Here is a 21,265-nt window from a genome sequence, read left to right as displayed (position 1 = left end):
GTGACTGTCGATAGCCGAGACGCTGCCGGCCCGCAGCTGCGGCACTCATTCTGCCGCGCGTGCATCAACTCCTGTCCCACGCTGGTCGAGGTCGACGCCGGCCGGCTCGTCCGGGTGAAGGGCAATCCGGCCAACCCGATCTTCGACGGCTACTCCTGCATCAAGGGCCAGCAGCAGCCGGCGCTGCACAACCATCCCGATCGGCTCCGGCACAGTCTGAAGCGGCAGCCGGACGGGACCTACCGCCGGATCCCGGTGGCCGACGCCATGGACGAGGTCGCCGAACGGTTGTCGCAGATCCTCGATCGCCACGGCCCGCGCGCGATCGCGTCCTACGTCGGTTCCGGGGCCGCCGGGGCGCCGCTGGCGGACCCCTTCATGGGGGCGATCATGTCCGCGATCGGCAGTCCCATGAAGTTCTCGCCGAGCACCTTGGACAAGCCGGGCAAGGCATTGGCGCTGGCGATGCACGGCCGGTGGGGCGCTCCGCTGCAGGGCTACCACGACCCGGACGTCGCGTTGCTGGTCGGTGCCAACCCGTTCAAGACGTACTACGGCGCCGCCGGAGGACATCCCGGTCACTGGCTGCGGGACCGGCAGAAGGCAGGAATGCAACTGCTCGTGCTGGACCCGCGGCGTTCCGACGTCGCCCGCCGGGCGGACCTGCACGTGCGGCCGCGGCCCGGTCACGACCCGGCGATCCTGGCCTGCCTGATCAACGTCATCCTCGGCGAAGGCTGGCACGACGACGCGTTCGTGTCCGCCAACGCCCGCGGCGTCGAGGCGTTGCGCGCCGCGGTCGCCGACTTCACCCCCCAGTTCGTCGCCGAGCGCGCCGGGGTCGACCCGACCGACCTGGTGGAGCTCGCACGCCGGTTCGCCGCGGCCCGCCGGGGCTACATCGCGTGCGGCGTCGGTCCGGGATTCGCCAAGAGCAGCACCCTCATCGAGTATCTGGCCCTGGTGCTGGAGACGTTGTGCGGGCATTGGTTGCGTGAGGGCGAGGTCGTCGCGCGCACCACGACCCTGCTGGCCTCGGGGCCGTGGCGGGCCCAGGCGTACGAGCCCACGCCCGCCTACGGCATCGGCGAGACGATGCGGGCCGGCGGCTTGACCCAGACGGTCGCCGGGATGCCCACCGGCGCGCTGGCGGACGAGATGCTTTACGACGGCCCCGGCGGAGTCCGGGCTCTGCTGAGTGTGGGCGGCAATCCCGTCATCGCGTGGCCGGACCAGCTCAAGGCGCTGGCGGCGCTGCGTTCCCTCGACCTGTTCGTCCAGTTCGATCCCTGGCTGTCGGCCAGTGCCCGCGCCGCCGACTACGTGATCGCGCCGACGATGTTCTACGAGGTACCCGGGTTCACGGCACTGACCGACTTCGTGATCGCGTTGCCGACGTACTACGGGCCGGCGCAGGCGCACGGCCAGTACACCGCAGCGATCGCGGCGCCGCCGGAGGACTCCGAGGTCATCCCGGAGTGGGAGTTCCTGTGGGGCGTCGCGGGGCGGATGGGACTGCAGCTGAACATCAAGCCGATGTCGTTGGTGCCGCGGCTGGACGACGGCGGTGTCGTGGTCGACATGGCGAGGCTGCCGGACGCGGAGGAACTCATGGCCGCGCTCGTCGAGGGTGGCCGGGTTTCGCTCGACGAGGTCAAGCAGCACCCGTCGGGGGCCGTCTTCCCCGAGCCCCGGCAGGTGGTCGGGCCGGCCGAGCCGGGCTGGCAGGGCCGGTTCGACCTGGCCAACGCCGACATCCTCGCCGACCTCGCAGCGGAGTTGGCCGACGAACGGGCACCCGGGCAGGCCGATGCGCAGCAGTATCCGTTCCGGCTGATCAGCATCCGTACGCAGCACATGAACAACACGACGGTGAACGACCAGGCCACCAACCGCGGCCGCCCCAACAACCCGGCCTATCTGCACCCGGCCGACCTCGAGCGACTGGGCATCGCTCGCGGCGACGTGGTCGAGATCGCCACGCCGCGCGCGGCGATCCTGACCCTCGCCGAACCGGACCCGGACCTGCTTGAAGGCCTCGTCGCGATGACCTTCGGCTACGGCGACTCGCCGGACCGCGACGACGAGTTCCGGCAGATCGGCAGCCCGCCGGGCCGGATCCTCGACGGCGCCGACCTCGCCGATCCCTACGTCGGCATGCCCCGCATGGGCAACATCGCGGTGAGCGTCCGGCCGGCCGGCTGACCACGGGTTCGGGCAACCCCAGGTTCCGCCAGCCCCAAGGTTCCGCCAGCCCAAGGCTTCGCCAGCCCCAAGGCTCGGCCAAGTCCAAGGTTCCGCCAATCCAGAGTTTCGGGCCGAATCCAAAGGTTCCGCCAGGAGGTCGTCCAATCCGTTGACTTTCCCGGATCGCTCGACCTACTGTGCCGACGGCCCGCTGTTGCGCGCCTTCCGGTCGTCACCGGGTCGGCTACCGGCCGGTATGGCGACGACAAGGCGCGCAAAGCGAGAACGGACGAGGACCGGTCGCGGAGTACGGCGGTGACGGTTTTGGTTTGATCCGAGCCGGAGGAGTCAGATGATCATCACTGCGGACGCCCACATCCAGGAGCCTGACGACCTGTTCACCCGGCGGTTGCCGGCCCACGACCAGTTCCGGGCGCCCACCTTCCACCGGTTCCCCAACGGCATGAAACTGTGGACCTCCAACGGCATTCTGGTCGCGCGCACGCCGGACTACCTGCGGCCGAAGTGGGGGACCGACGACGAGTTCACGTTGATCGGTCCCGACGACGTCCCCGGCTTCATCGACGACATGGACGCCGACGGTGTCGACGCGTCGGTACTGCATCCCAACGTGGGGTTGTTGATCAACGACCTCGACGAACCGGAGTTCGCGAACCGCTGCGCCCGTATCTACAACGACCACGTCGCGGAGGTCTACGCCGGGACCGGCCGGCTGTACCCCCAGGCGATCATCGCCCTGCACGACATCGACGAGGCGGTACGGGAGATCGAGCGCGCCGCGACGCTCGGATTCACCGGCGTGGAGTTGCCGATGTCGGCGCCGCCGGAGGCGCCGTACTTCTCGCATCGGTACGACCCGGTGTGGGCGGCGGCGGAGCGCCTGGGCCTGCCCATCGTCATGCACGTGGGCTCCGGTCAGCGGCGCGGTTCGCTGAACCCGTCGACCGCACTGCAGGGCGTCAGTTTCACCCAGGCCTCCAACGCTTATCAGTGGCCGGCCGGTCATCCGGACCACCTCGCCGCGATGTGCGCGGTGAAGACGCTGATCGGCGGTTTCGGCGGGTTCGGCGGCCAGGCCGCCACGACGATTCCCGCGCTGGTCGGCGGCGGCGTCCTGGAGCGCTTTCCCTCCCTGCATTTCGTGTTCGTGGAAGTCGGCGCACGGTGGCTGCTGAACCTCATGGACACCATGGACGACGCGTGGCACACCACGCCCGGGGTCAACGAGATCATCCGGTCGTTCTTCCGGCCCGACGGCAGCATGTATCCGCAGTTCCAGCCCGACGAGATCGGCCTGCAGTGGCCGTTCCCGCTGACTCCCAGCCAGTACGTCCGCCGGCAGATCCACGTCACGTTCATGGACGACTGGGTCGCGTTGCGGAACCGGTCGCTGACCGGCTGGGAGCCATTGATCTGGGGCAACGACTACCCGCACAACGAGGGCACCTGGCCACGCAGTCAGGAGGCGATCGAATCGCAGTGTGCTCGTGCTGAACTGCCCGCCGAGCAGAAGGCCGCCATCTTCGGCGGCACCATCGCCGGCCTCCTCCGGTTGCCCGCCGCGGCGGCGGCATGAGCGACTCGGCCGCCCGCCCCGCCGAGAATGACTCGGCCACCGGCCCAGCTGAACCCGGCGATGTCGTACGTCGCCCAGCCGAACCCGGCGACGTCTTACGGCGCCATGCGGTCACCGCCGACGGCTTGGAGTTCCAGATCGGCACGGTGGCGCAGATCGGCAGCGCGATCATCATGTACGCCGAACCGCCGGCCGGGCTGGAACGGGAGTACAACCGCTGGTACGAGGACGATCACACCTACGCGGCCAGTCTGGCCGGGCCGGGCTCAGTTGCCCATCGCCGGTGGGTCGCGCCGGCCCGGTACAAGCAGTTGCGGCCGGCTGCCACGCTGTTCGGGGATCCGGCTCGCGGCTCGTATCTCATCGCGTTCTGGATCCTCGCCGGGATGCAGGAGGAGTGGTACCAGTGGCTGGCCCGGCAGGAACAGGTGCTGCGCGACGACGAGCGATGGGAGTTCCCGAAGGACCACATCTACACCGGGTCGTTCACGTTCGTCAGTGAGCAGCGCGCGCCCGGCGGCCCGCGCGCGATCTCCGCACTCGATCGCGAGTTCGGCGGGATGATCGCGGTGGCCATCGAACGCCAGCCCGGCGGCGAGCTGACCGGGATCGAACAGTGGGCGGAGTCGCTGCGATCGGCCCGGCTGCCGCTCAGCGTGGTCCTGACGCCGTTGCGGCTGTTCAAGTCGGTCCTGTCGGCACCGGCTGATCCGGCCGATGACCCGTTCGCCCTCGTGATCTTCTTCTGCGACGGCGAGCCGGACCAGGTGTGGCTCGACGAGGTCGAACCCCGGCTCGCCGACGTACCGTCGATCGCCGGGGCGACCCGCGTCGGGTTCGCCAGCCCGTTCCTGTCGACGGTGCCCGGCACCGATCGCTACGTCGACGAACTGTGAGGCGCCGGGACCACCGCGAGCGCCTCGGTCAGGTCGCGCCACAGATCCTCCGGATCCTCACAACCCACCGATAGCCGGATCAGCGATGGCGGTACGTCGCTGGACTCGGTGGCCCAGCGGGCCCGTCGTTCCAGCGTCGACTCGACCCCGCCGAGACTCGTGGCGTCCGACCAGATCCTCGTCCGCGAGCAGACCGCTTGCGCGGCAACGGCATCCCCGAGGACGTCGAAGGCCACCATCGCGCCGAAACCGGTCATCTGGCGAGCCGCCACCGCGTGACCGGGATCGGTCGGCAGCCCCGGGTAGCGGACCTGACCGACCGCGGGATGCTCCAGCAGCCGTCGGGCCAGCAGGCCGGCGGTCTGCTGTGCCCGTTCCATCCGCAGCGCCAGCGTGCGCAGCCCGCGCAGCGCCAGCCACGCCTCGACCGGCCCGGCCACCGCGCCCAGCAGGGATCGCCGCTGCCGCAGTCGATCCGCGAGGGTGCCGTCCGCGGTGACGACCGCGCCGAGCAGGACGTCGGAGTGGCCGGACAGGAACTTCGTCACCGAGTGCAGCACCACGTCGACGCCGAGGGTGAGCGGCCGCTGGGCGATCGGGGTGGCGAAGGTGGAGTCGCACACGGTGATCGCGCCTGCGGCGCGGGCGGCGGCGCTGACGGCCGGCAGGTCGACGATCTGCAGCAGCGGGTTGGTCGGTGACTCCAGCCAGACCAGGTCCGCCCCGGCGACCGCGCGCTGCCAGCCGGCAGTGTCCGGCGGGGCCACTCGGCGTACCCGGACCCGGCCGGCGGCCTCCCATTCGGCCAACCGGGCCGACGTGCCGGAATACAGCTGCGTGGGCGCGACGACGACTCCGCCGACCGCGACGAGGTCCAGGACCGCGTTGACCGCGCCCATGCCGCTGCCGAAGACCAGCGCCTGGCCGCCCTCCAGCGTCCCGACCGCGGCCTCGAGCGCGTCCCACGTGGCGTTGCCGTCGCGGCCGTAGCTGGCCGTCCCGCCGGCGTGGAAGGTCGACGACAGCTCGATGCCGGGGTTCACCGGGCCGCCGGCGACCCGGGCCGGCCGGCCGGCGACGACGGCGAGGGTGGACGGCGCGAGTCCGTCGAGTTCGGACATGGCCCGCACGCTAGTGCCGAGCCGTTACGGTCGGCGCGTGCAACCTCGTCGGCTCCGGGTGGCCGTGATCTTCGGCGGCCGCAGCAGCGAGCACGCGATCTCGTGCATCAGCGCCGGCAGCGTGCTGCGGGCGCTGGACCCGGTCCGGTACGACGTGGTCGCGATCGGCATCACCCCCGACGGGCGGTGGGTGCTGGAGTCGGCCGACCCGCAGCGACTGCAGGTGGTCGACGGCAAGCTGCCGCAGGTCGACGCCACCGGTGCTTCGGTGGTGCTCGCCCCGGACCCGACCCGGCCCCGGTGGCAGGTGCAGCAGTCCGGCGGCTGGCAGGATCTGCCGGCTGTCGACGTGGTCTTCCCGGTGCTGCACGGCCCCTGGGGCGAGGACGGCACCGTGCAGGGGCTGCTGGAGCTGGCGGGCGTGCCGTATGTCGGCTCGGGGGTCTTCGCCTCCGCCGCGGCGATGGACAAGGGCCACGCGAAGACGCTCCTGGCCGCCGCTGGGCTGCCGCTGGTGCGGCACGAACTGGTCACCGGCGGTGCCTGGCAGGACGACAGGACGGCGTGCCTGGACCGGCTGGCCGGGTTGGGCCTGCCGGTGTTCGTGAAGCCGGCTCGCGCCGGTTCCAGCGTCGGAATCAGCAAGGTGACCGACGCGGCCGACCTGGTTGCCGCGGTCGGCCGTGCCCAGCGGCACGACCCGCGGGTCGTCGTGGAGGCCGCGGTGAGCGGCGCTCGGGAGATCGAATGCGGCGTGCTGGCCGACCGGGACGGAGTGCCGCGGGCCAGCGTGTGCGCCGAGATCCGGGTCCGGCCCGGCTACGAGTTCTACGACTTCGACGCGAAGTACCTGGACGACTCCGCGGAACTGGACGTGCCGGCGGCACTGCCGGCAGCCACCGCCCAGACCGTGCAGCACCTCGCGGTCGCCGCGTTCGAGGCGCTGGCCTGCGAGGGCCTGGCCCGGGTGGACTTCTTCGTCTGCCCGGACGGCGAGGTCGTGCTCAACGAGGTCAACACGATGCCCGGGTTCACGGCGATCTCGCTGTTCCCGCGGATGTGGGAGGCCACCGGGCTGTCGTACCCCCAGCTGGTCGACCGCCTGCTGCAGGACGCGCTACGCCGCGGTACCGGACTGCGCTGAGGGCGGACGGCAGCCGCGCAGCGGCGCCGCAGTCACGCCGCGCAGCGGCGCGGTGGTCACGTCACGCCGGGCGGCGGCGCCGTCGTCACGCCGGCGGTACGGTCGCGCGGATCGTCGGCGCCAGCTCGACGAGCAGGTCGCCGGCGGGACCGGCGGTGGCCGGCACGGTCAGTTCGACGTACGCCGCCCGGCCCACCGTGGTGAACACGACCCCGGCCGTGAGCGGCTCGGCCAGCCAGGCGACACCGTCCACCTCGGTCAGGATCGACGTCGGCTGCAACGCCGCGGGTCGTCCGACACCGCAGGCCAGCACGACCGGAGCCTCACCCCACGCCGCGGTGAGCCCGGTGGCCGGGTCGGTGTCGCGTCGCCGGGCGCCGCCGAGCCGACCCGGTAGCGCGGCGACCAGCTCCCGGCACTGTGCGGCGACCGCCGGGTCCGGCGACGGGGAGGTGACCGGGACCCCGCGCGGGACACGGCCGAGCAGGACGATGGCCAGGACGCCACTGGCGACCACGACGACGGCCCCGATCGCGACCAGCACCACGCGAGGGCTCGCCACCCGGCGGCCGCCGGGCTGGCGCGGTCGCCGGCCGGTCAGAGGTGGATCACCGGACAGGTCAGGGTCCGGGTGATGCCGTCGACGGCCTGGATCCGGGAGATCACCAGTTTGGCGAGGTCGTCGACGTCGGCGGCCTGTGCGCGGACCACGACGTCGTACGGGCCGGTGACGCCTTCGGCCTGCAGCACTCCGGCGATGTCGGCGATCGCGCTCGCCGCCGCTGCTGCCTTGCCGACCTCGGTCTGGATGAGGATGTACGCCTGGACCATGGTCGGCCTCCTGGAAAAGGTGGTCGGGGTAGCCGGAGGGTAGCGCTGCGTGCCGGACAAGGACATCGGAGGTCACGTGGGACAGACCGTGGGAGCGCTCGGCGAGTTCGGCCTGCTCGCCCAGGTGGTCGCCCGCCTCGGCACCGGCGAGGGCGTGGTGCTCGGGCCCGGTGACGACGCCGCCGTCGTCGCCGTCCCGGACTCCCGGGTGGTGGTGACCACCGACCTGCTCGTCGAGGGCCGGCACTTCCGCCGTGACTGGTCCACCGCGTACGACGTGGGCCGCAAGGCGGCCGCGCAGAACCTCGCCGACGTCGCGGCGATGGGGGCGCGGCCCACCGCGCTGCTGGTCGGCTTCGGCGCCCCCGCCGACCTGGAGGCCAGCTGGGCGCTGGAGCTGACCGACGGCCTGCGCGACGAGGCCGAGGGGGTCGGGGCGGTGATCGTCGGCGGTGACGTCGTTCGCGCGGACGCGGTGATCGTGGCGGTCACCGCGCTGGGCGACCTGGCCGGCCGCCGGCCGGTGACCCGGGCCGGCGCCGGGCCGGGTGACGTCGTCGCGGTGGCCGGCCGGCTCGGCTGGGCCGCGGCGGGCCTGTCGGTGTTGTCGCGCGGCTTCAGGTCGCCACGCCGCCTCGTCGACGCCCATCGCCGCCCGGCGCCGCCGTACGCCGCGGGCATCGCCGCCGCCGCGGCCGGCGCGACGGCCCTCATCGACGTCAGCGACGGCCTGCTCGCCGACGCCGGTCACGTCGCGCAGGCATCGGGAGTCCAGCTGGAGCTGCGGACCGACGCGCTGGAGGTCGGCGAACCGCTGCGTGATCTGGCAGCCGCATTCAACGTCGACCCGCTCGAGTGGGTGCTCACCGGCGGCGACGATCACGCCCTGCTCGGGTGCTTCCCGGCAGCGGCCGTGCTGCCGCCGGGCTTCGTCGCTGTCGGTCAGGTCACCGCGGCGGGCAGCGGTGGCCCGCAGGTGCTCGTCGACGGCCGGCCGCACCCCGGTTCGGCCGGGCACGACCACTTCCGGCCCGGCCCGTAAGGTGCCCGGGTGAGCCGACGGCCGCGGGGGTTGAGCATCGCGGGTTCGGACTCCGGTGGGGGTGCCGGGATCCAGGCCGACCTGAAGACCATGCTGGCCCTCGGGGTCCACGGCATGAGCGTGGTCACGGCGGTGACCGCGCAGAACTCCGTCGGCGTGCAGGGAGCCTGGGAACTGCCCGCCGAGGCGGTCGTGGCGCAGTTCCGCAGCGTCGTCGACGACATCGGCGTCGACGTGGTGAAGACGGGGATGCTGTCGTCGACGGTTCTGGTCGAGACAGTGGCCGGCCTGCTGGCGACGCTGCCCGGGGACGTCCCGGTCGTGGTGGATCCGGTCGCGGTCAGCAAGCACGGCGACCCGCTGCTGGTGGCGTCCGCCGTCGGCACTGTCCGCGAGGCGCTGCTGCCGCTGGCCACCGTCGTCACGCCCAATCTCGCCGAGGTGCAGATGCTGACCGGACTTCCGGTCACCGATCGCCGGCAGCAGCGGGCGGCGGCGCGGGCGCTGCTGGACCTGGGCCCGCGGTGGGTCCTGGTCACCGGCGGGCATCTGCCGGGACCGCCGGTGGACCTGCTCACCGACGGGACCACCGAACTGGAGCTGGCCGGCGAGCGGGTGCCGACGATCCATACCCACGGCACCGGCTGCACGCTGGCCAGCGCGCTGGCGGCCTGTCTGGCCCGGGGGCTGGACGTCCCGGCAGCAGCGCGTCAGGCCAAGCAGTACGTCACCGGCGCCATCGGCGCCGGGTTCGCGCTGGGCGCCGGGATCGGGCCGGTCGACCACGGCTGGCAGCTGGCCGGCCCCGGCCGTACGGCAGGGGAGGACGCCGCATGGTGATCGCCGGCTATCTGATCGAGGTCGACTACGACGGCGACGCGCTGCGCGTGCACGCCAGGACCAAGGCTGCGGCGGTGGCGTTCGGCGGCAAGGACCACGGTCAGGACGCCACTGTCCCGGTGCGGGAGATGCGGACGGTCGCGCTCAAGGAGGCCGGCCGCCTGATTCAGGGGAATCTCGCTGTCACAACCAAGGACGGGCGGCGATATCTGTTGCAGTACCGACGCGCGCAGCAGCCGCAGTTCACGGCGCTGTACGCCGATCTCCGCGCTGCTATCGAGCGCGCCTCGTCCTGAGACGGACGTCGTCCAAGGCGCACGTCGTCCATGCGGGTACGTCGTCGTGAGGCGCGCCTCGCCCTGCGGCGTCGGTGGTCCTGGGGCGTATGTCGCGTCCGCCCAGGCAGTGCCGTCAGGCTCGAGCGACCTTGCCGGCCTTGAGGCACGACGTGCAGACGGTGACCTTCTTCGGGGTGCGCCCGATGAGCGCGCGAACCGTCTGGACGTTGGGGTTGAAGCGACGCTTGGTCCGCCGGTGGGAGTGGGAGATGCTGTGGCCGAAGCCAGGCCCCTTGCCGCAGACGTCGCAGGTGGCAGCCACGGTGACACTCCAGAGCGGTCGGATGGATCGGGTTGATCGGAGGGCCGAACACAGTTCGGCCGTACGCGCGGCTCGGCTGGCGCAGTGGCGCGGCGTACGGCCTCGACAGGGTAGCCGAGCGCCCGCCGGTGCCCAAATCGACCCGGGCAATCACGCCGCCGGTTGCGATCCGCCAGTCCACGTCGGTGTCGTGCACGTCGGAATGGCGCAATCAGCGTGCTGGACGGTCACGCACTGCTGGTCGCCGATCACCGGACAGGTCAGACTGCCGCCGAGACATCGAACCGAGGACATCGGAATCGAACCGGACACATCGAAGGCGACGGGAGGTGAGTCGATGCGCACGGCCATCGATGCCGGACTGCTGCGGGACTGGGCCGGCACGGGCCTGTCGGCGCTGGCCGACGCCCGCGCCGAGATCGACGCGCTGAACGTCTACCCGGTGCCCGATGGCGACACCGGGACGAACCTCTACCTGACCATGGCCGCCGCGGTCGACGCGGTCCGCCGCCGTACGCCGGAGGCCGACCCCCGGGACGAGCTCGTCGAGACCGCGCGCGAACTGACCAGGGGGGCGCTGCTGGGTGCCCGCGGCAACTCCGGGGTGATTCTCAGCCAGCTGTTGCGCGGCTTCGTCGTGGCCACTACGGCCGAACGCGTCGGCGCCGAGCCGCCGGCCGAACTGCTGCGCCTCGTGCTGGCCAGCGCGGCACAGCTGGCGTACGACGCGGTCGCCCACCCGATCGAAGGGACCATGCTGAGCGTGGCGCGCGCGGCGGCCGAGGCCGCCCGAGCCACGACGACCGACGACCTCGCCGCGGTGGTGAACGCGGCCGCTGATGCCGCCCGGGATGCCCTGGCGCAGACGCCGTCCCAGCTGCCGGTGCTGCGTCGGGCCGGGGTGGTGGATGCCGGCGGTCGCGGCGTGGTGGTCCTGCTCGACGCGCTCGTCGAGGTGGTCACCGGCGTACACCGGGTGGTGCGCTCGACGAGCAGCAGCCCCTGGACAGGCGCTGACGACCCGGCCGGCAGCGACCAGTCGACGGGCAGTGACCACTCCACGGGCGGCGACCCTTCGACGGACAGCGACGAGGACACGGGCCGCGACGAGGCCGCCGGCCCGGCGTACGAGGTGATGTACCTGCTGGATGCCGCCGACGATGCGGTCCAAGCGCTGCGCCGTGAGCTGGACCACCTGGGCGACTGCCTGGTGGTGGTCGGCGGCGACGGGCTGTGGAACGTCCACGTGCACGTCGACGACGCCGGGGCGGCGGTCGAGGCCGGGATCCGGGCCGGCCGGCCGCATCGCGTGGCGATCACGGCACTGGACCGCGACGGCCGGCACGCGGCGACCAGCCGGGTCGTGTCCACGCTGGAACCGGCCGTCCGGGCGACCGGTGCGGAGCCAGCCGCCGCCGCACCGGCTGTCCAGCCGGTCGGCTGGGCCGCGGCCGGGCAGCCGGCGGCCGCCCCCGGTACGCCGCCCCGCCCGGCGTTGCGTGACCGCCGCGTCGTGGTCCTGGTCGCCCACGGGCCGGGAGTCGCCGAGTTGGCCGCGGCCGCGGGCGCCGCCGTGGTGCTCGCGCGTCCGGGGCGGGCGCCGTCGACCGCCGAACTGCTGCACGCGATCCGGTCCACCGAGGCAGCCCAGGTCGTCCTGCTGCCCGGTCAGGCCGACATCCAGGCCGCCGCGGAAGCGGCAGCCCGGGAGGCCCGGCGCAGCGGCATCCGGTGCGCCGTCGTACCGACCCGTTCGGTGGTGCAGTCGCTGGCCGCGCTCGCGGTCCACCAGGGCACCGGGGACTTCGACGACGACGTGGTGGCGATGACCCACGCCGCGGGCGCCACCCGCTACGGCGCGGTGACCGTCGCGGTCCGCGCGGCAGTCACGTCCGCTGGGCTGTGCGAGGAAGGCGACGTGCTCGGTGTCGTCGACGGCGACATCGCCGTCGTCGGCCACGGCGTGGAACCCGTGGCCCGCCAGGTGCTGGACCGGCTGCTGGGTTCGGGCGGGGAGCTGGCGACCCTCGTGCTCGGCCGGGATGCCCCGGCCGATCTGGCCGACCGGCTCGGCGCGTGGCTGCGGCGGGCACATCCGGGCATCGAGCCGCTGGCGTACGACGGCGGCCAGGCGTTGTGGCCGCTCATCGTGGGGGTCGAGTGAGTCCGGTAGGGCGGTCCGCGGCGTCGTGACCGACCTTGCCACCCCGCTGCGCGGCGTCGTCGGCGGGCGTACCGCGACGGCGTTGTCCACGGCGTTCGGGATGACCGTCGTGGAGGATCTGCTGCGCCACTACCCGCGGCGGTACGCCGAGAAGGGCGAGCTGACCGACCTCAGCGATCTGGAAGTCTCCGACCACGTCACGGTCATGGCACGGATCGCCACCGCCCGGGTCATCCCGTTCAAGGACCGGCCCGGCAAGCGGTTGCTGGTCGAGATCACCGATGGCACCGGCCGGCTGCAGTTGACGTTCTTCGGCCCCAAGGATCCGAAGAAGCGGGTGCCGCAGGAGTTCCTGCTGCAGCCCGGGAAGGTGGGGCTGTTCTCCGGCGAGGTCGGCAGTTTCAACGGAGCTCTGCAGCTGGTGCATCCGCAGTACGAACTGGTCCCCGAGGGTGCCGAGGTCGACGGGAGCTGGGCGCGGCCGATCATCGCGGTGTACCCGGCGACGCGTGCGGTGCCGTCGTGGCAGATCGCGCGAGCGGTCGACGTCGCCCTGAGCGGGCTGACGGCAGTGACCGATGCCGTCCCGGAGGAGGTCCGGCGCGATCACGGCCTGCCGGACCTCGCGACCGCGCTGCGGCTGGTCCATCAGCCGCAGACGGAGGCCGACTGGCAGACCGCCCGGGACCGACTGCGCTGGGACGAGGCGTTCGCTCTGCAGGTCGCGCTGGCCCGCCGCCGCCACATCGCGCGGTCGCTGCCGGCGGTGTCGCGGGTGGCCGGTGACGCCGGGCTGCTGGCGGCGTTCGACCGGTCCCTGCCGTTCAGCCTGACCGCCGGTCAGCGGGACGTCGGAGCGCAGGTCGCCGCCGACCTCGCGCAGGCCCATCCGATGCACCGGCTGCTGCAGGGGGAGGTCGGCTCCGGCAAGACGGTCGTCGCGTTGCGGGCGATGCTCGCCGTGGTCGACGCGGGGGGTCAGGCCGCGCTGCTCGCCCCCACCGAGGTGCTCGCGCAGCAGCACCATCGCTCACTGCAGGCGATGCTCGGCCCGCTGGCCCAGTCCGGTCGGCTCGATTCGGCCCTGCTCGCCGAGGGCCAGCGCACGACCCGCGTCGCGCTGCTCACCGGATCGGCGAACTCGCGCGAGCGGCGCGAGGCCCTGCTGGACGCCGCTTCGGGCGAGGCGGGGATCGTCGTGGGGACCCACGCGCTGCTGGCCGAACGCGTCCAGTTCGCCGATCTCGCGCTCGTCGTGGTCGACGAACAGCACCGCTTCGGGGTCGAACAGCGCGCGGCCCTGGCAGAGAAGGCCCGGGACGGCTCGAGGCCGCACGTGCTGGTGATGACCGCGACGCCGATCCCGCGCACGGTGGCGATCACCGTCTTCGGCGACCTGGACGTGTCCACGCTGACGGAGCTGCCGCCGGGCCGCCGCGGCCTCACCAGTCACGTCGTCCCGGCCCGGGACAAACCGGCGTTCCTGGCCCGCGCCTGGCAGCGGGTGCGGGAGGAGGTGGCCGCCGGGCACAAGGCGTACGTCGTCTGCCCCCGGATCGGTGTCGCCGCCGACGCCGAGGACACCACCGAGCCCCCGCCGGCCGACGGTGCTGCCGACGGCGAGCGGACTGCGGGTGCGGCGGTCCTCGAGGTGGCCACGCTGCTGACGGACGGGCCGCTGGCCGGACTGCGGGTGGGCGTCCTGCACGGCCGGCTGCGGCCGGAGGAGAAGGACACGGTGATGTCCCGGTTCGCGGCCCCGGCCGAGCAGTCCGACGCCATCGACGTCCTGGTGTCGACCACGGTGATCGAGGTCGGGGTCGACGTACCGGCGGCCACGGTCATGGTGGTGATGGACGCCGATCGGTTCGGCGTCTCGGCGCTGCACCAGTTGCGCGGCCGGGTGGGCCGCGGCAGCGCGCCGGGCCTGGCGCTGCTGGTGACGTCCGCGCCGGCGGGCTCACCGGCCCGCTCGCGGTTGGACCAGGTGGCCGCGACGACCGACGGGTTCGCGCTGGCGCGGCTCGACCTGGCCAGCCGCCGCGAGGGGGACGTGCTGGGCGGGGCGCAGTCGGGTCGCCGCAGCAGTCTGCGGCTGCTGTCGGTGCTCGCCGACGAGGACGTGATCGTGGCGGCTCGCGACGCGGCGACCGCCGTCGTCGAGGCCGATCCGGATCTGCTCGACCACCCCGATCTGCGCCGGGCGGTCGACGCGCTCGTCGACGACCGGCAGGCCGACTTCCTGGCCAAGGGATGACCGCCGGAACGCTGTCCGGCCGCCGGATGACGGCCGGGGCGTGGCCTGGCGACCGGATGACGGCCGGGGCGTCGCCTGGCGACTGGACGACCGCCGGAGCGCCCCGGTGCGGGTGATCGCCGGCAGCGCCGGCGGCCGCCGGCTCGTCGTACCGGCGCGCGGGACCCGGCCGACGTCGGACCGGGTCCGGGAGAGCCTGTTCTCCACGCTGGACAGTGAACTGGGCGAGTTCGACGGCCGCCACGTGCTGGACCTGTATGCCGGCAGCGGTGCGGTCGGTGTCGAGGCGGCCAGCCGCGGCGCGGCGCACGTGCTGCTGGTCGATTCAGCCCAGCCGGCGGTCGTGGCCTGCCGACGTAACGCTGCGCTGGTACCGGATGCCGCCGTCGCGGTCATCCGCGCCGACGTGGCCGCCTTCGTCGCGGCTGGTCCCGGCGCACCGGCGACGCCGCCGTACGACGTGGCGGTGCTGGACCCGCCGTACGACCTGGCCGGCGACCGGGTGACCGCGGTGCTGGCCGGTCTCGTCGAGGGCGGCTGGCTGGCCGATGCCGCGCTGGTCGTGGTCGAGCGCGACGCGCGCAGCCCCGCGCTGGCCTGGCCCGACGGCCTGCAGCCGCGCCGCAGCCGGCGGCTGGGGGAGACCGTGCTTTGGTACGGTCGCCGGACCTGAGCACGACGCGCGCGGAGCGCGCTCCGGCGAGAGGATCTGCCCATGGTGACCGCGGTGTGTCCCGGTTCCTACGATCCGGTCACCCACGGCCACGTCGACGTCTTCGCGCGCGCCGCCGCGCTGTTCGACGAGGTCACCGTCGCCGTTCTGATCAACAAGAAGAAGTCGTCGATGTTCACCGTCGACGAGCGCATCGAGATGCTGCAGCAGTGCGTGGTGGACCTGCCCAACGTGAAGGTCGACGCCTTCCACGGACTGCTGGTGGACTACTGCCGGGCCCGCGGCATCTCGGCCATCGTCAAGGGCCTGCGGGCCGTCAGCGACTTCGACTACGAGCTGCAGATGGCCCAGATGAACCACCGGCTGACCGGCGTGGAGACGCTGTTCGTGTCCACCAACCCGCTCTACAGCTACCTGTCATCGAGTCTGGTCAAGGAGGTCGCCACCTACGGCGGCGACGTGTCCGGGCTCGTGCCCGACGTCGCCCTGGAGGGGCTGCGCCGCAAGCTCGGCGAGGGCTGAGCGGGCGCGGCAGCGCCGCGCACCGACGACTGCAACGACGAGAGGTCCCCGTGGACGTGCACGACAAGCTCGATGAGTTGGCCGCCCTCGTGGAGGAGGCCAAGGCGATGCCGTTCTCCGCGTCGTGTGTGGTCAACCGGGCCGAGGCGCTGCGCCTGGTCGAGGACATCCGCGGGCTGCTGCCGGACTCGTTGCGCCACGCCGACCTGCTGCTGTCCGATCGCGAGGCGATCGTGGAGGAGGGTCGCGAGGAGGCCGACCGACTGCTCGCGGCCGCCCAGCAGGAGCAGGCCCGCCTGGTCAGTGAGCACGAGGTCTACCGGACCGCGGTCAGCGAAGCCGAGGACCTGCGGGCCGACGTCGACGCCGAGTGCGCCCGGATGCGCCGCGAGGTCGACGACTACGTGGACGCGAAGCTGGCGAACTTCGAGGTCGCCCTCAACAAGACGCTGGCGGCCGTGGAGCGCGGCCGGGACCGGATCCGCGGGCGGGCGGCGTACGACGAGCTGGCCACCCACGACGACGCCACGCCGCTGCCCGGCTGAGACCGGTTCGATCAGGCCGGCGCTGCGGGGTATCCTGTGCGCCGGCCTCGCGAGGCCGCGTTCTTTCGACGCCACCGGGCCGTCGCCGCGCCGGCGCCGGCCACCACCGAAAGTGCCCGTGACCGTAGACCCCCGCGCGCCGCTCGTGCTCGACCTCCGCGAGCTCGGCCGCCGCGCTGGGACCATGCGGCTGTGGGACGCCACGGTGCCGGCGCCGGCGGATCTCGGCATCGCGGTGGCGGCGGTCCCGGTGGGCTCCGACGTCCAGCTGCGGTTGCGGCTGGAATCGGTGGTCGACGGGGTCCTCGTGTCCGGCTCCGCCCGGGTGCGAGTCGTCGGCGAATGCTCCCGATGCCTCGACCCGGTCAGCTGGGACGAGGAGGTCGACCTGCTGCAGTTGTTCGTCTACCCCGACGGGGTGGCCGCCGCTGCTGGGGAGACCGCCGGCGACGAGGACGACGACGTCAGTCTCATCGAGACGGACTTCATCGACCTCGAGCCGATCCTGCGCGACGCGGTAGTGCTCGCACTGCCGCTCGCGCCGGTGTGCCGGGAAGACTGTCCCGGGCTGTGTGTGCGTTGTGGCGCACGGCTCGCCGACGATCCCGGCCATCAGCACGACGACGTGGACCCCCGGTGGGCGGCTCTGGCGGCAGCGCTGGAACGGGACGCCGGGGTCCGGCCCGGCGACGAGCTGCACGACGAGCTCACCGACAGCGAGCACAACGACAGCGAGCACAACGACGAGGAAGAGGACTGACGTGGCCGTCCCGAAGCGCAAGACGTCGCGCTCCAACACCCGGCACCGCCGGTCGCAGTGGAAGGCAGGCACCCCTGCGCTGGCCACCTGCGACCGCTGCCGCGCGCCGAAGCTCGCCCACACCGCCTGCCCGACCTGCGGCACGTACGACCGTCGCCAGGTGCTCGACGTCTGACCCCGTGGTTCGAGTCGCCCTCGATCTGCTCGGCGGGGACGGCGCTCCCGGGGTCGTGGCCGACGCCGCCCGGCTCGTCCTGACCGGACGGTCCGACGTCGACCTCGTCGTCGTGGGGCCGCCGGACCTCGCCCGCGATCTGTTCGCTGCGCGCGGCCTCGCTGATCGGCAGCCGAGGCTCGCTTTCGCTGCGGCGCACGGCGTCGTCGGGATGTCCGACGACCCGGTACGCGCTGTGCGGGCACGCCGCGACGTCACCGTCCGTGTCGCTGCGGACCTGGTTCGCTCCGGCCACGCCGACGCGTTCGTCTCCGCCGGCCACAGTGGCGCCGCAGTGACCGCCGCGGTCTTCTCCTGGGGTCGGCTGGCGGGCATCACCAAGCCCGCGCTGGCGGTGCTGCTCCCCGCCGCGGCGCGGCCCGTGGTCCTGCTCGACGCCGGTGCCGGCACCGCCGCGTCCGCCGACGTCCTGGCGCAGCACGCGCTGGCCGGCGCCGCGTTCGCCCGCGCCCGCGGGGTCGCCGCCCCCCGGGTCGGGCTGCTGACCATCGGTGGTGAACCCGGCAAGGGCGACCGGGTCCGCCGGGAGGCGCACGAGATGCTGGGCGCCCTGCCCATCGCGTACGCCGGCCCCGTCGAAGGCCACGACGTCGCCGCCGGCGCCGTCGACGTCGTGGTTACCGACGGCTTCACCGGCAACGTCCTGCTCAAGGGGATCGAAGGCGCCGCCGCCTGGACGGCCGAGCGGATGGCCGAGGCGTACGGCGATCCCGAACCCGCGCGAGCCGTGCTGCGGGCGGCCGCCTCCGGCGACTACGCCGGCGGGACCGTCCTGGGCGTCGCCGGCGTCTGCGTGGTCGCGCACGGCGCTGCCCGGCCCGAGGCGCTGGCAGCCTGCATCGGACTGGCCGCCCAGGCCGCCCGGGACGACCTGGTCGGCCGTACCCGGGCCGTGCTCGCCGACCTGGTGCTGGCGCGTGGCGAGGCCGCAGCGTCCGTCCCGCTCACCGGGCTCGGGTCGACCGCCGGGACTGGCCACGCCCACCGTGACGACGTTGCCGACCCGGACGACGCTGCCGACCCGGACGATGCTGCCGACCCGGACGACGCGGTCGAGGCGGCTGCGCCGTGACCGGCTGGAACGCCGACCGGGCGCTGGCGGTGACGACCCGCGCGGTGGCGCTGGTGCTCGACCTGGACGAGGTGGGGCTGCGGGCGGACTCGCCGCTGGCCGATCTGGGGGTGGACGACCTGGCCCGCGTCAGCATCGCCGACGTCGTCGAAGCGGTGGCGCGCGAACGCGATGGCGTGCCGGTCCACGTCGATCCCGTCGTGCTGCGCACCGCGGTCACCATCGGGCAGCTCGCCGCGGGAGCGGAGGTACGCCGGTGAGCCCCCGTACCAGCGGAGCCGGTGGGCCGTCGGCTGCCGATCGCCTGGCCGTGCTGCACCAGCGCCTCGGCGTCGTGGTCGACGCCGCGCTGCTGGAGCGAGCACTCACCCACCGGTCGTACGCGTATGAGAACGGGGGGCTGCCGACCAACGAGCGGTTGGAGTTCCTCGGCGACTCGGTCCTCGGCCTGGTCGTCACCGACACGCTCTACCGGCTCCATCCCGACCTGCCCGAGGGGCAGCTGGCCAAACTGCGGGCCGCCATCGTCAACTCGCGGGCGCTGGCCGCGGTCGGGCGCGACTTGTCGCTGGGGGAGTTCATCCGGCTCGGCCGGGGCGAGCAGAGCACGGGGGGCCGCAGCAAGGCGTCGATCCTGGCCGACACCGTCGAGGCGGTCATCGGTGCGGTGTACCTCGATCGCGGCCTGGTGGTCGCCGACGAGGTGGTGCATCGCCTGTTCGACGCCACGATCGAGCGGGCGTCGCGGCTGGGTGCCGGGCTGGACTGGAAGACCTCCCTGCAGGAGTTGACCGCGGCCGCCGGCCTGGGCGTCCCCGAGTACGTCGTGGACGAGAGCGGGCCGGATCACGAGAAGTCGTTCACCGCCCGGGTCCGCGTCGGTGGCCAGCTGTACGGCGACGGCCGCGGCGGGTCGAAGAAGGAGGCCGAGCAACAGGCGGCTGCCACGGCGTACCAGGAGCTCAAGACCGCGGACGCCCGCCCGCGAGCAGCTGCGGTGACCGCCGACCGGGCCTGAGGCGTGCCCGAACTCCCCGAGGTCGAAGTGGTCCGGCGTGGTCTCACGGCGTACGTCGAGGGCCGGACCATCGCCGCCGCAGCGGTCCTGCATCCCCGGGCCGTCAGACGGCACGTGGCCGGCCCGGACGACCTCGTCGGCGGCCTGGTGGGCCGGACCGTCGTCGCGGTGAGTCGCCGGGGCAAGTATCTGTGGGCGGTGCTGGACGGCCGGGACCTGGCGCTGGTGGCCCATCTGGGGATGAGCGGCCAGCTGGTCGTCGTGCGCCCCGACAGCCTCGACGAAGTGCACCTGCGGCTGCGGGTCCGGTTCACCGACGGCGGTCGCGAACTGCGATTCGTCGACCAGCGGACGTTCGGCGGTGTCGCCCTCGAGCCGCTGGTGCCCGACGACGCGGGCGGCGCGATCCCGCGCTCGGTGCGTCACATCGCCCGCGACCCGCTCGATCCGAGGTTCGACGACGCGGCGTTCGTCGCGGCGGTACGCCGCCGCCGGACTGGCCTGAAACGGGCGTTGCTCGACCAGACGCTGGTCTCCGGTATCGGCAACATCTACGCCGACGAGGCCTTGTGGCGGGCCCGGCTGCATTGGGCGACGCCGACCGAGCGGGTGACGCCGGCCCGGTTGCGTTCGCTGCTGGCCGCGACCCGGGAGGTGATGGCGGCCGCGCTGGATGCGGGCGGCACGTCCTTCGACGCGTTGTACGTCGACGTTAACGGCCGCAGTGGGTACTTAAACATTGACGTAGAGCGGGTCGAGGCGAGTCGTCAGCGAGTTATACCCCCGTCTGACCTGGCACAAAGTGCACTCGGCACGCGGTTCGAAGGTCTCAACTGTTCAATGGCGCGCCGCCACAGATCCGGGTCCCGGACACTGCGAGGTGTTGCCTGTGCCTGAACTGCCGGAGGTCGAGGTCGTGCGCCGCGGACTCGAAGATCACATTCGTGGCCGGAGGATCGCCTCGGCTGTTGTCCGGCATCCGCGTGCCGCTCGTCGTCATGTCGGTGATCCAGAGGATCTGGCAGCGCGGATGGTCGGTGCGACGATCACTGGGACTGCGCGACGCGGCAAGTACCTGTGGCTGATCCTGGACGGCGAGGACGCGCTGCTCGCGCATCTGGGGATGAGCGGGCAGATGCTCATCACTTCGCCTGATGTTCCAGTCGCTGTGCATGAGCGGGCGCGGTTCACCTTTGCCGACGGCGGCCACGATCTGAGGTTCGATGACCAGCGCACGTTCGGGCATCTGATGCACGACGAGGGCGGGGCATTGCTGCCCTCGCCGATCGCCCACATCGCGCGGGATCCGTTTGATCCGCTGTTCGACCAGCCGGCAGCAGTTGCGCGGGTCAAGTCCAAACGCACCGGGATCAAGCGCGTGCTGCTGGATCAGACGGTGGTGTCCGGCATCGGGAACATCTACGCCGACGAGGCCTTGTGGGCTGCCAAATTGCACGGGGAGACACCTGCATCGTCGTTGAGCAAGCTGAAGATCTCAGCGCTGATCGATGCAGCGCGGGAAGTCATGGCGGCTGCACTGGCCCAGGGCGGAACCTCGTTCGATTCCCTCTATGTCGACGTGGCGGGCAGCAGCGGATATTTTGCCCGCAGCCTGAACGCCTACGGTCTTGCCGGGCATCCCTGCTCCCGTTGCGGGACGCCGATCGTGCGGGAGAAGTTCATGAACCGGTCGAGCTTTTCCTGCCTGGTCTGCCAGCGGAAGCGCTAGTCGAAGCTTAGCTGCTACCCCTTCTGCATGCA

Annotated in this window: 21 protein-coding genes; 17 read left to right on the top strand and 4 right to left on the bottom strand. The window is 72.7% G+C overall.

Annotated features, from left to right (window positions below; all coding sequences use genetic code 11):
• From EPO13_01865 to EPO13_01855, 3 genes are all read left to right on the top strand, one after another.
• Complete coding sequence (locus tag EPO13_01865; GenBank protein TAK70645.1) at positions 1-2,205, top strand: molybdopterin dinucleotide-binding protein; 2,205 nt, start codon at positions 1-3, stop codon at positions 2,203-2,205.
• Positions 2,206-2,539: 334 nt separating this feature from the next.
• Positions 2,540-3,784, top strand: a complete 1,245-nt coding sequence (locus EPO13_01860) for an amidohydrolase (protein TAK70644.1) — start codon at positions 2,540-2,542, stop codon at positions 3,782-3,784.
• The gene (locus tag EPO13_01855; GenBank protein TAK70643.1) at positions 3,781-4,680 is read left to right on the top strand and encodes a hypothetical protein; all 900 of its coding nucleotides are present in this window, start codon (positions 3,781-3,783) and stop codon (positions 4,678-4,680) included. Before EPO13_01860 ends, EPO13_01855 begins: the two co-directional genes overlap by 4 nt.
• Here EPO13_01855 and EPO13_01850 read toward each other — a convergent pair.
• Complete coding sequence (locus EPO13_01850; GenBank protein TAK70642.1) at positions 4,662-5,801, bottom strand: aminotransferase class I/II-fold pyridoxal phosphate-dependent enzyme; 1,140 nt, start codon at positions 5,799-5,801, stop codon at positions 4,662-4,664. The two genes, EPO13_01855 and EPO13_01850, sit on opposite strands and share 19 nt — an antisense overlap.
• On the opposite strand from EPO13_01850, the gene EPO13_01845 reads away from it, so the two are divergent.
• The gene (locus tag EPO13_01845) at positions 5,800-6,945 is read left to right on the top strand and encodes a D-alanine--D-alanine ligase (GenBank protein TAK70641.1); all 1,146 of its coding nucleotides are present in this window, start codon (positions 5,800-5,802) and stop codon (positions 6,943-6,945) included. The two genes, EPO13_01850 and EPO13_01845, sit on opposite strands and share 2 nt — an antisense overlap.
• An 85-nt stretch (positions 6,946-7,030) precedes the next feature.
• Here the strand turns inward: EPO13_01845 and EPO13_01840 are convergent, their stop codons facing one another.
• On the bottom strand, positions 7,031-7,564 hold the full coding sequence (locus tag EPO13_01840) for a DUF3515 domain-containing protein (protein TAK70794.1): 534 nt from the start codon (positions 7,562-7,564) through the stop codon (positions 7,031-7,033).
• Positions 7,543-7,776, bottom strand: coding sequence for an Lrp/AsnC family transcriptional regulator (locus EPO13_01835; GenBank protein ID TAK70640.1), 234 nt, complete (start codon positions 7,774-7,776; stop codon positions 7,543-7,545). Before EPO13_01835 ends, EPO13_01840 begins: the two co-directional genes overlap by 22 nt.
• Before the next feature lie 76 nt (positions 7,777-7,852).
• Between EPO13_01835 and EPO13_01830 the strand changes: the two genes are divergently transcribed.
• The 3 genes from EPO13_01830 to EPO13_01820 are packed head-to-tail and all read left to right on the top strand — an operon-like array spanning position 7,853 to position 9,954.
• On the top strand, positions 7,853-8,818 hold the full coding sequence (locus EPO13_01830) for a thiamine-phosphate kinase (GenBank protein TAK70639.1): 966 nt from the start codon (positions 7,853-7,855) through the stop codon (positions 8,816-8,818).
• Positions 8,819-8,827: 9 nt separating this feature from the next.
• Entirely contained in the window at positions 8,828-9,658 is an 831-nt protein-coding gene (gene thiD / locus EPO13_01825) for a bifunctional hydroxymethylpyrimidine kinase/phosphomethylpyrimidine kinase (protein ID TAK70638.1), read from the top strand.
• Positions 9,652-9,954: a hypothetical protein gene (locus EPO13_01820; GenBank protein TAK70637.1), complete on the top strand. Its 303-nt coding sequence runs from the start codon at positions 9,652-9,654 to the stop codon at positions 9,952-9,954. Before thiD ends, EPO13_01820 begins: the two co-directional genes overlap by 7 nt.
• A gap of 115 nt (positions 9,955-10,069) precedes the next feature.
• Here EPO13_01820 and rpmB read toward each other — a convergent pair whose 3' ends face one another.
• A complete protein-coding gene (gene rpmB / locus EPO13_01815) occupies positions 10,070-10,258 on the bottom strand; it encodes a 50S ribosomal protein L28 (protein TAK70636.1) in 189 nt (62 codons plus the stop codon).
• 337 nt (positions 10,259-10,595) lie between these two features.
• Here rpmB and EPO13_01810 point away from each other — a divergent pair, with 337 nt between their 5' ends.
• From EPO13_01810 to mutM (EPO13_01765), 10 genes are all read left to right on the top strand, one after another.
• A complete protein-coding gene (locus EPO13_01810) occupies positions 10,596-12,422 on the top strand; it encodes a DAK2 domain-containing protein (protein ID TAK70635.1) in 1,827 nt (608 codons plus the stop codon).
• Entirely contained in the window at positions 12,301-14,679 is a 2,379-nt protein-coding gene (recG, locus tag EPO13_01805) for an ATP-dependent DNA helicase RecG (GenBank protein TAK70634.1), read from the top strand. The genes EPO13_01810 and recG overlap by 122 nt, the downstream gene beginning before the upstream one ends.
• Before the next feature lie 106 nt (positions 14,680-14,785).
• The gene (rsmD, locus tag EPO13_01800) at positions 14,786-15,352 is read left to right on the top strand and encodes a 16S rRNA (guanine(966)-N(2))-methyltransferase RsmD (protein ID TAK70633.1); all 567 of its coding nucleotides are present in this window, start codon (positions 14,786-14,788) and stop codon (positions 15,350-15,352) included.
• Between the two features lie 42 nt (positions 15,353-15,394).
• Positions 15,395-15,874: a pantetheine-phosphate adenylyltransferase gene (locus EPO13_01795; protein ID TAK70632.1), complete on the top strand. Its 480-nt coding sequence runs from the start codon at positions 15,395-15,397 to the stop codon at positions 15,872-15,874.
• Positions 15,875-15,924: 50 nt separating this feature from the next.
• Positions 15,925-16,419: a hypothetical protein gene (locus EPO13_01790; protein TAK70631.1), complete on the top strand. Its 495-nt coding sequence runs from the start codon at positions 15,925-15,927 to the stop codon at positions 16,417-16,419.
• 184 nt (positions 16,420-16,603) lie between these two features.
• Positions 16,604-17,179 carry a DUF177 domain-containing protein gene (locus tag EPO13_01785; GenBank protein ID TAK70793.1) on the top strand — a complete coding sequence of 192 codons (576 nt, stop codon included), beginning with the start codon at positions 16,604-16,606 and terminating at the stop codon, positions 17,177-17,179.
• Positions 17,056-18,486: a hypothetical protein gene (locus EPO13_01780; GenBank protein TAK70630.1), complete on the top strand. Its 1,431-nt coding sequence runs from the start codon at positions 17,056-17,058 to the stop codon at positions 18,484-18,486. Before EPO13_01785 ends, EPO13_01780 begins: the two co-directional genes overlap by 124 nt.
• 256 nt (positions 18,487-18,742) lie before the next feature.
• Positions 18,743-19,504, top strand: a complete 762-nt coding sequence (locus EPO13_01775) for a ribonuclease III (GenBank protein ID TAK70792.1) — start codon at positions 18,743-18,745, stop codon at positions 19,502-19,504.
• Between the two features lie 3 nt (positions 19,505-19,507).
• Positions 19,508-20,401, top strand: coding sequence for a bifunctional DNA-formamidopyrimidine glycosylase/DNA-(apurinic or apyrimidinic site) lyase (mutM, locus tag EPO13_01770; GenBank protein TAK70629.1), 894 nt, complete (start codon positions 19,508-19,510; stop codon positions 20,399-20,401).
• Positions 20,394-21,233: a bifunctional DNA-formamidopyrimidine glycosylase/DNA-(apurinic or apyrimidinic site) lyase gene (gene mutM, locus EPO13_01765; GenBank protein ID TAK70628.1), complete on the top strand. Its 840-nt coding sequence runs from the start codon at positions 20,394-20,396 to the stop codon at positions 21,231-21,233. The genes mutM (EPO13_01770) and mutM (EPO13_01765) overlap by 8 nt, the downstream gene beginning before the upstream one ends.
• Positions 21,234-21,265 lie beyond the last annotated feature (32 nt).

The organism is Actinomycetota bacterium, from assembly GCA_004297305.1.
Lineage (GTDB): Bacteria > Actinomycetota > Actinomycetes > S36-B12 > FW305-bin1 > FW305-bin1.
The sequence above is the reverse complement of the archived record's forward strand: the minus strand, read 5'-3'. Positions and strand labels throughout refer to the sequence as shown.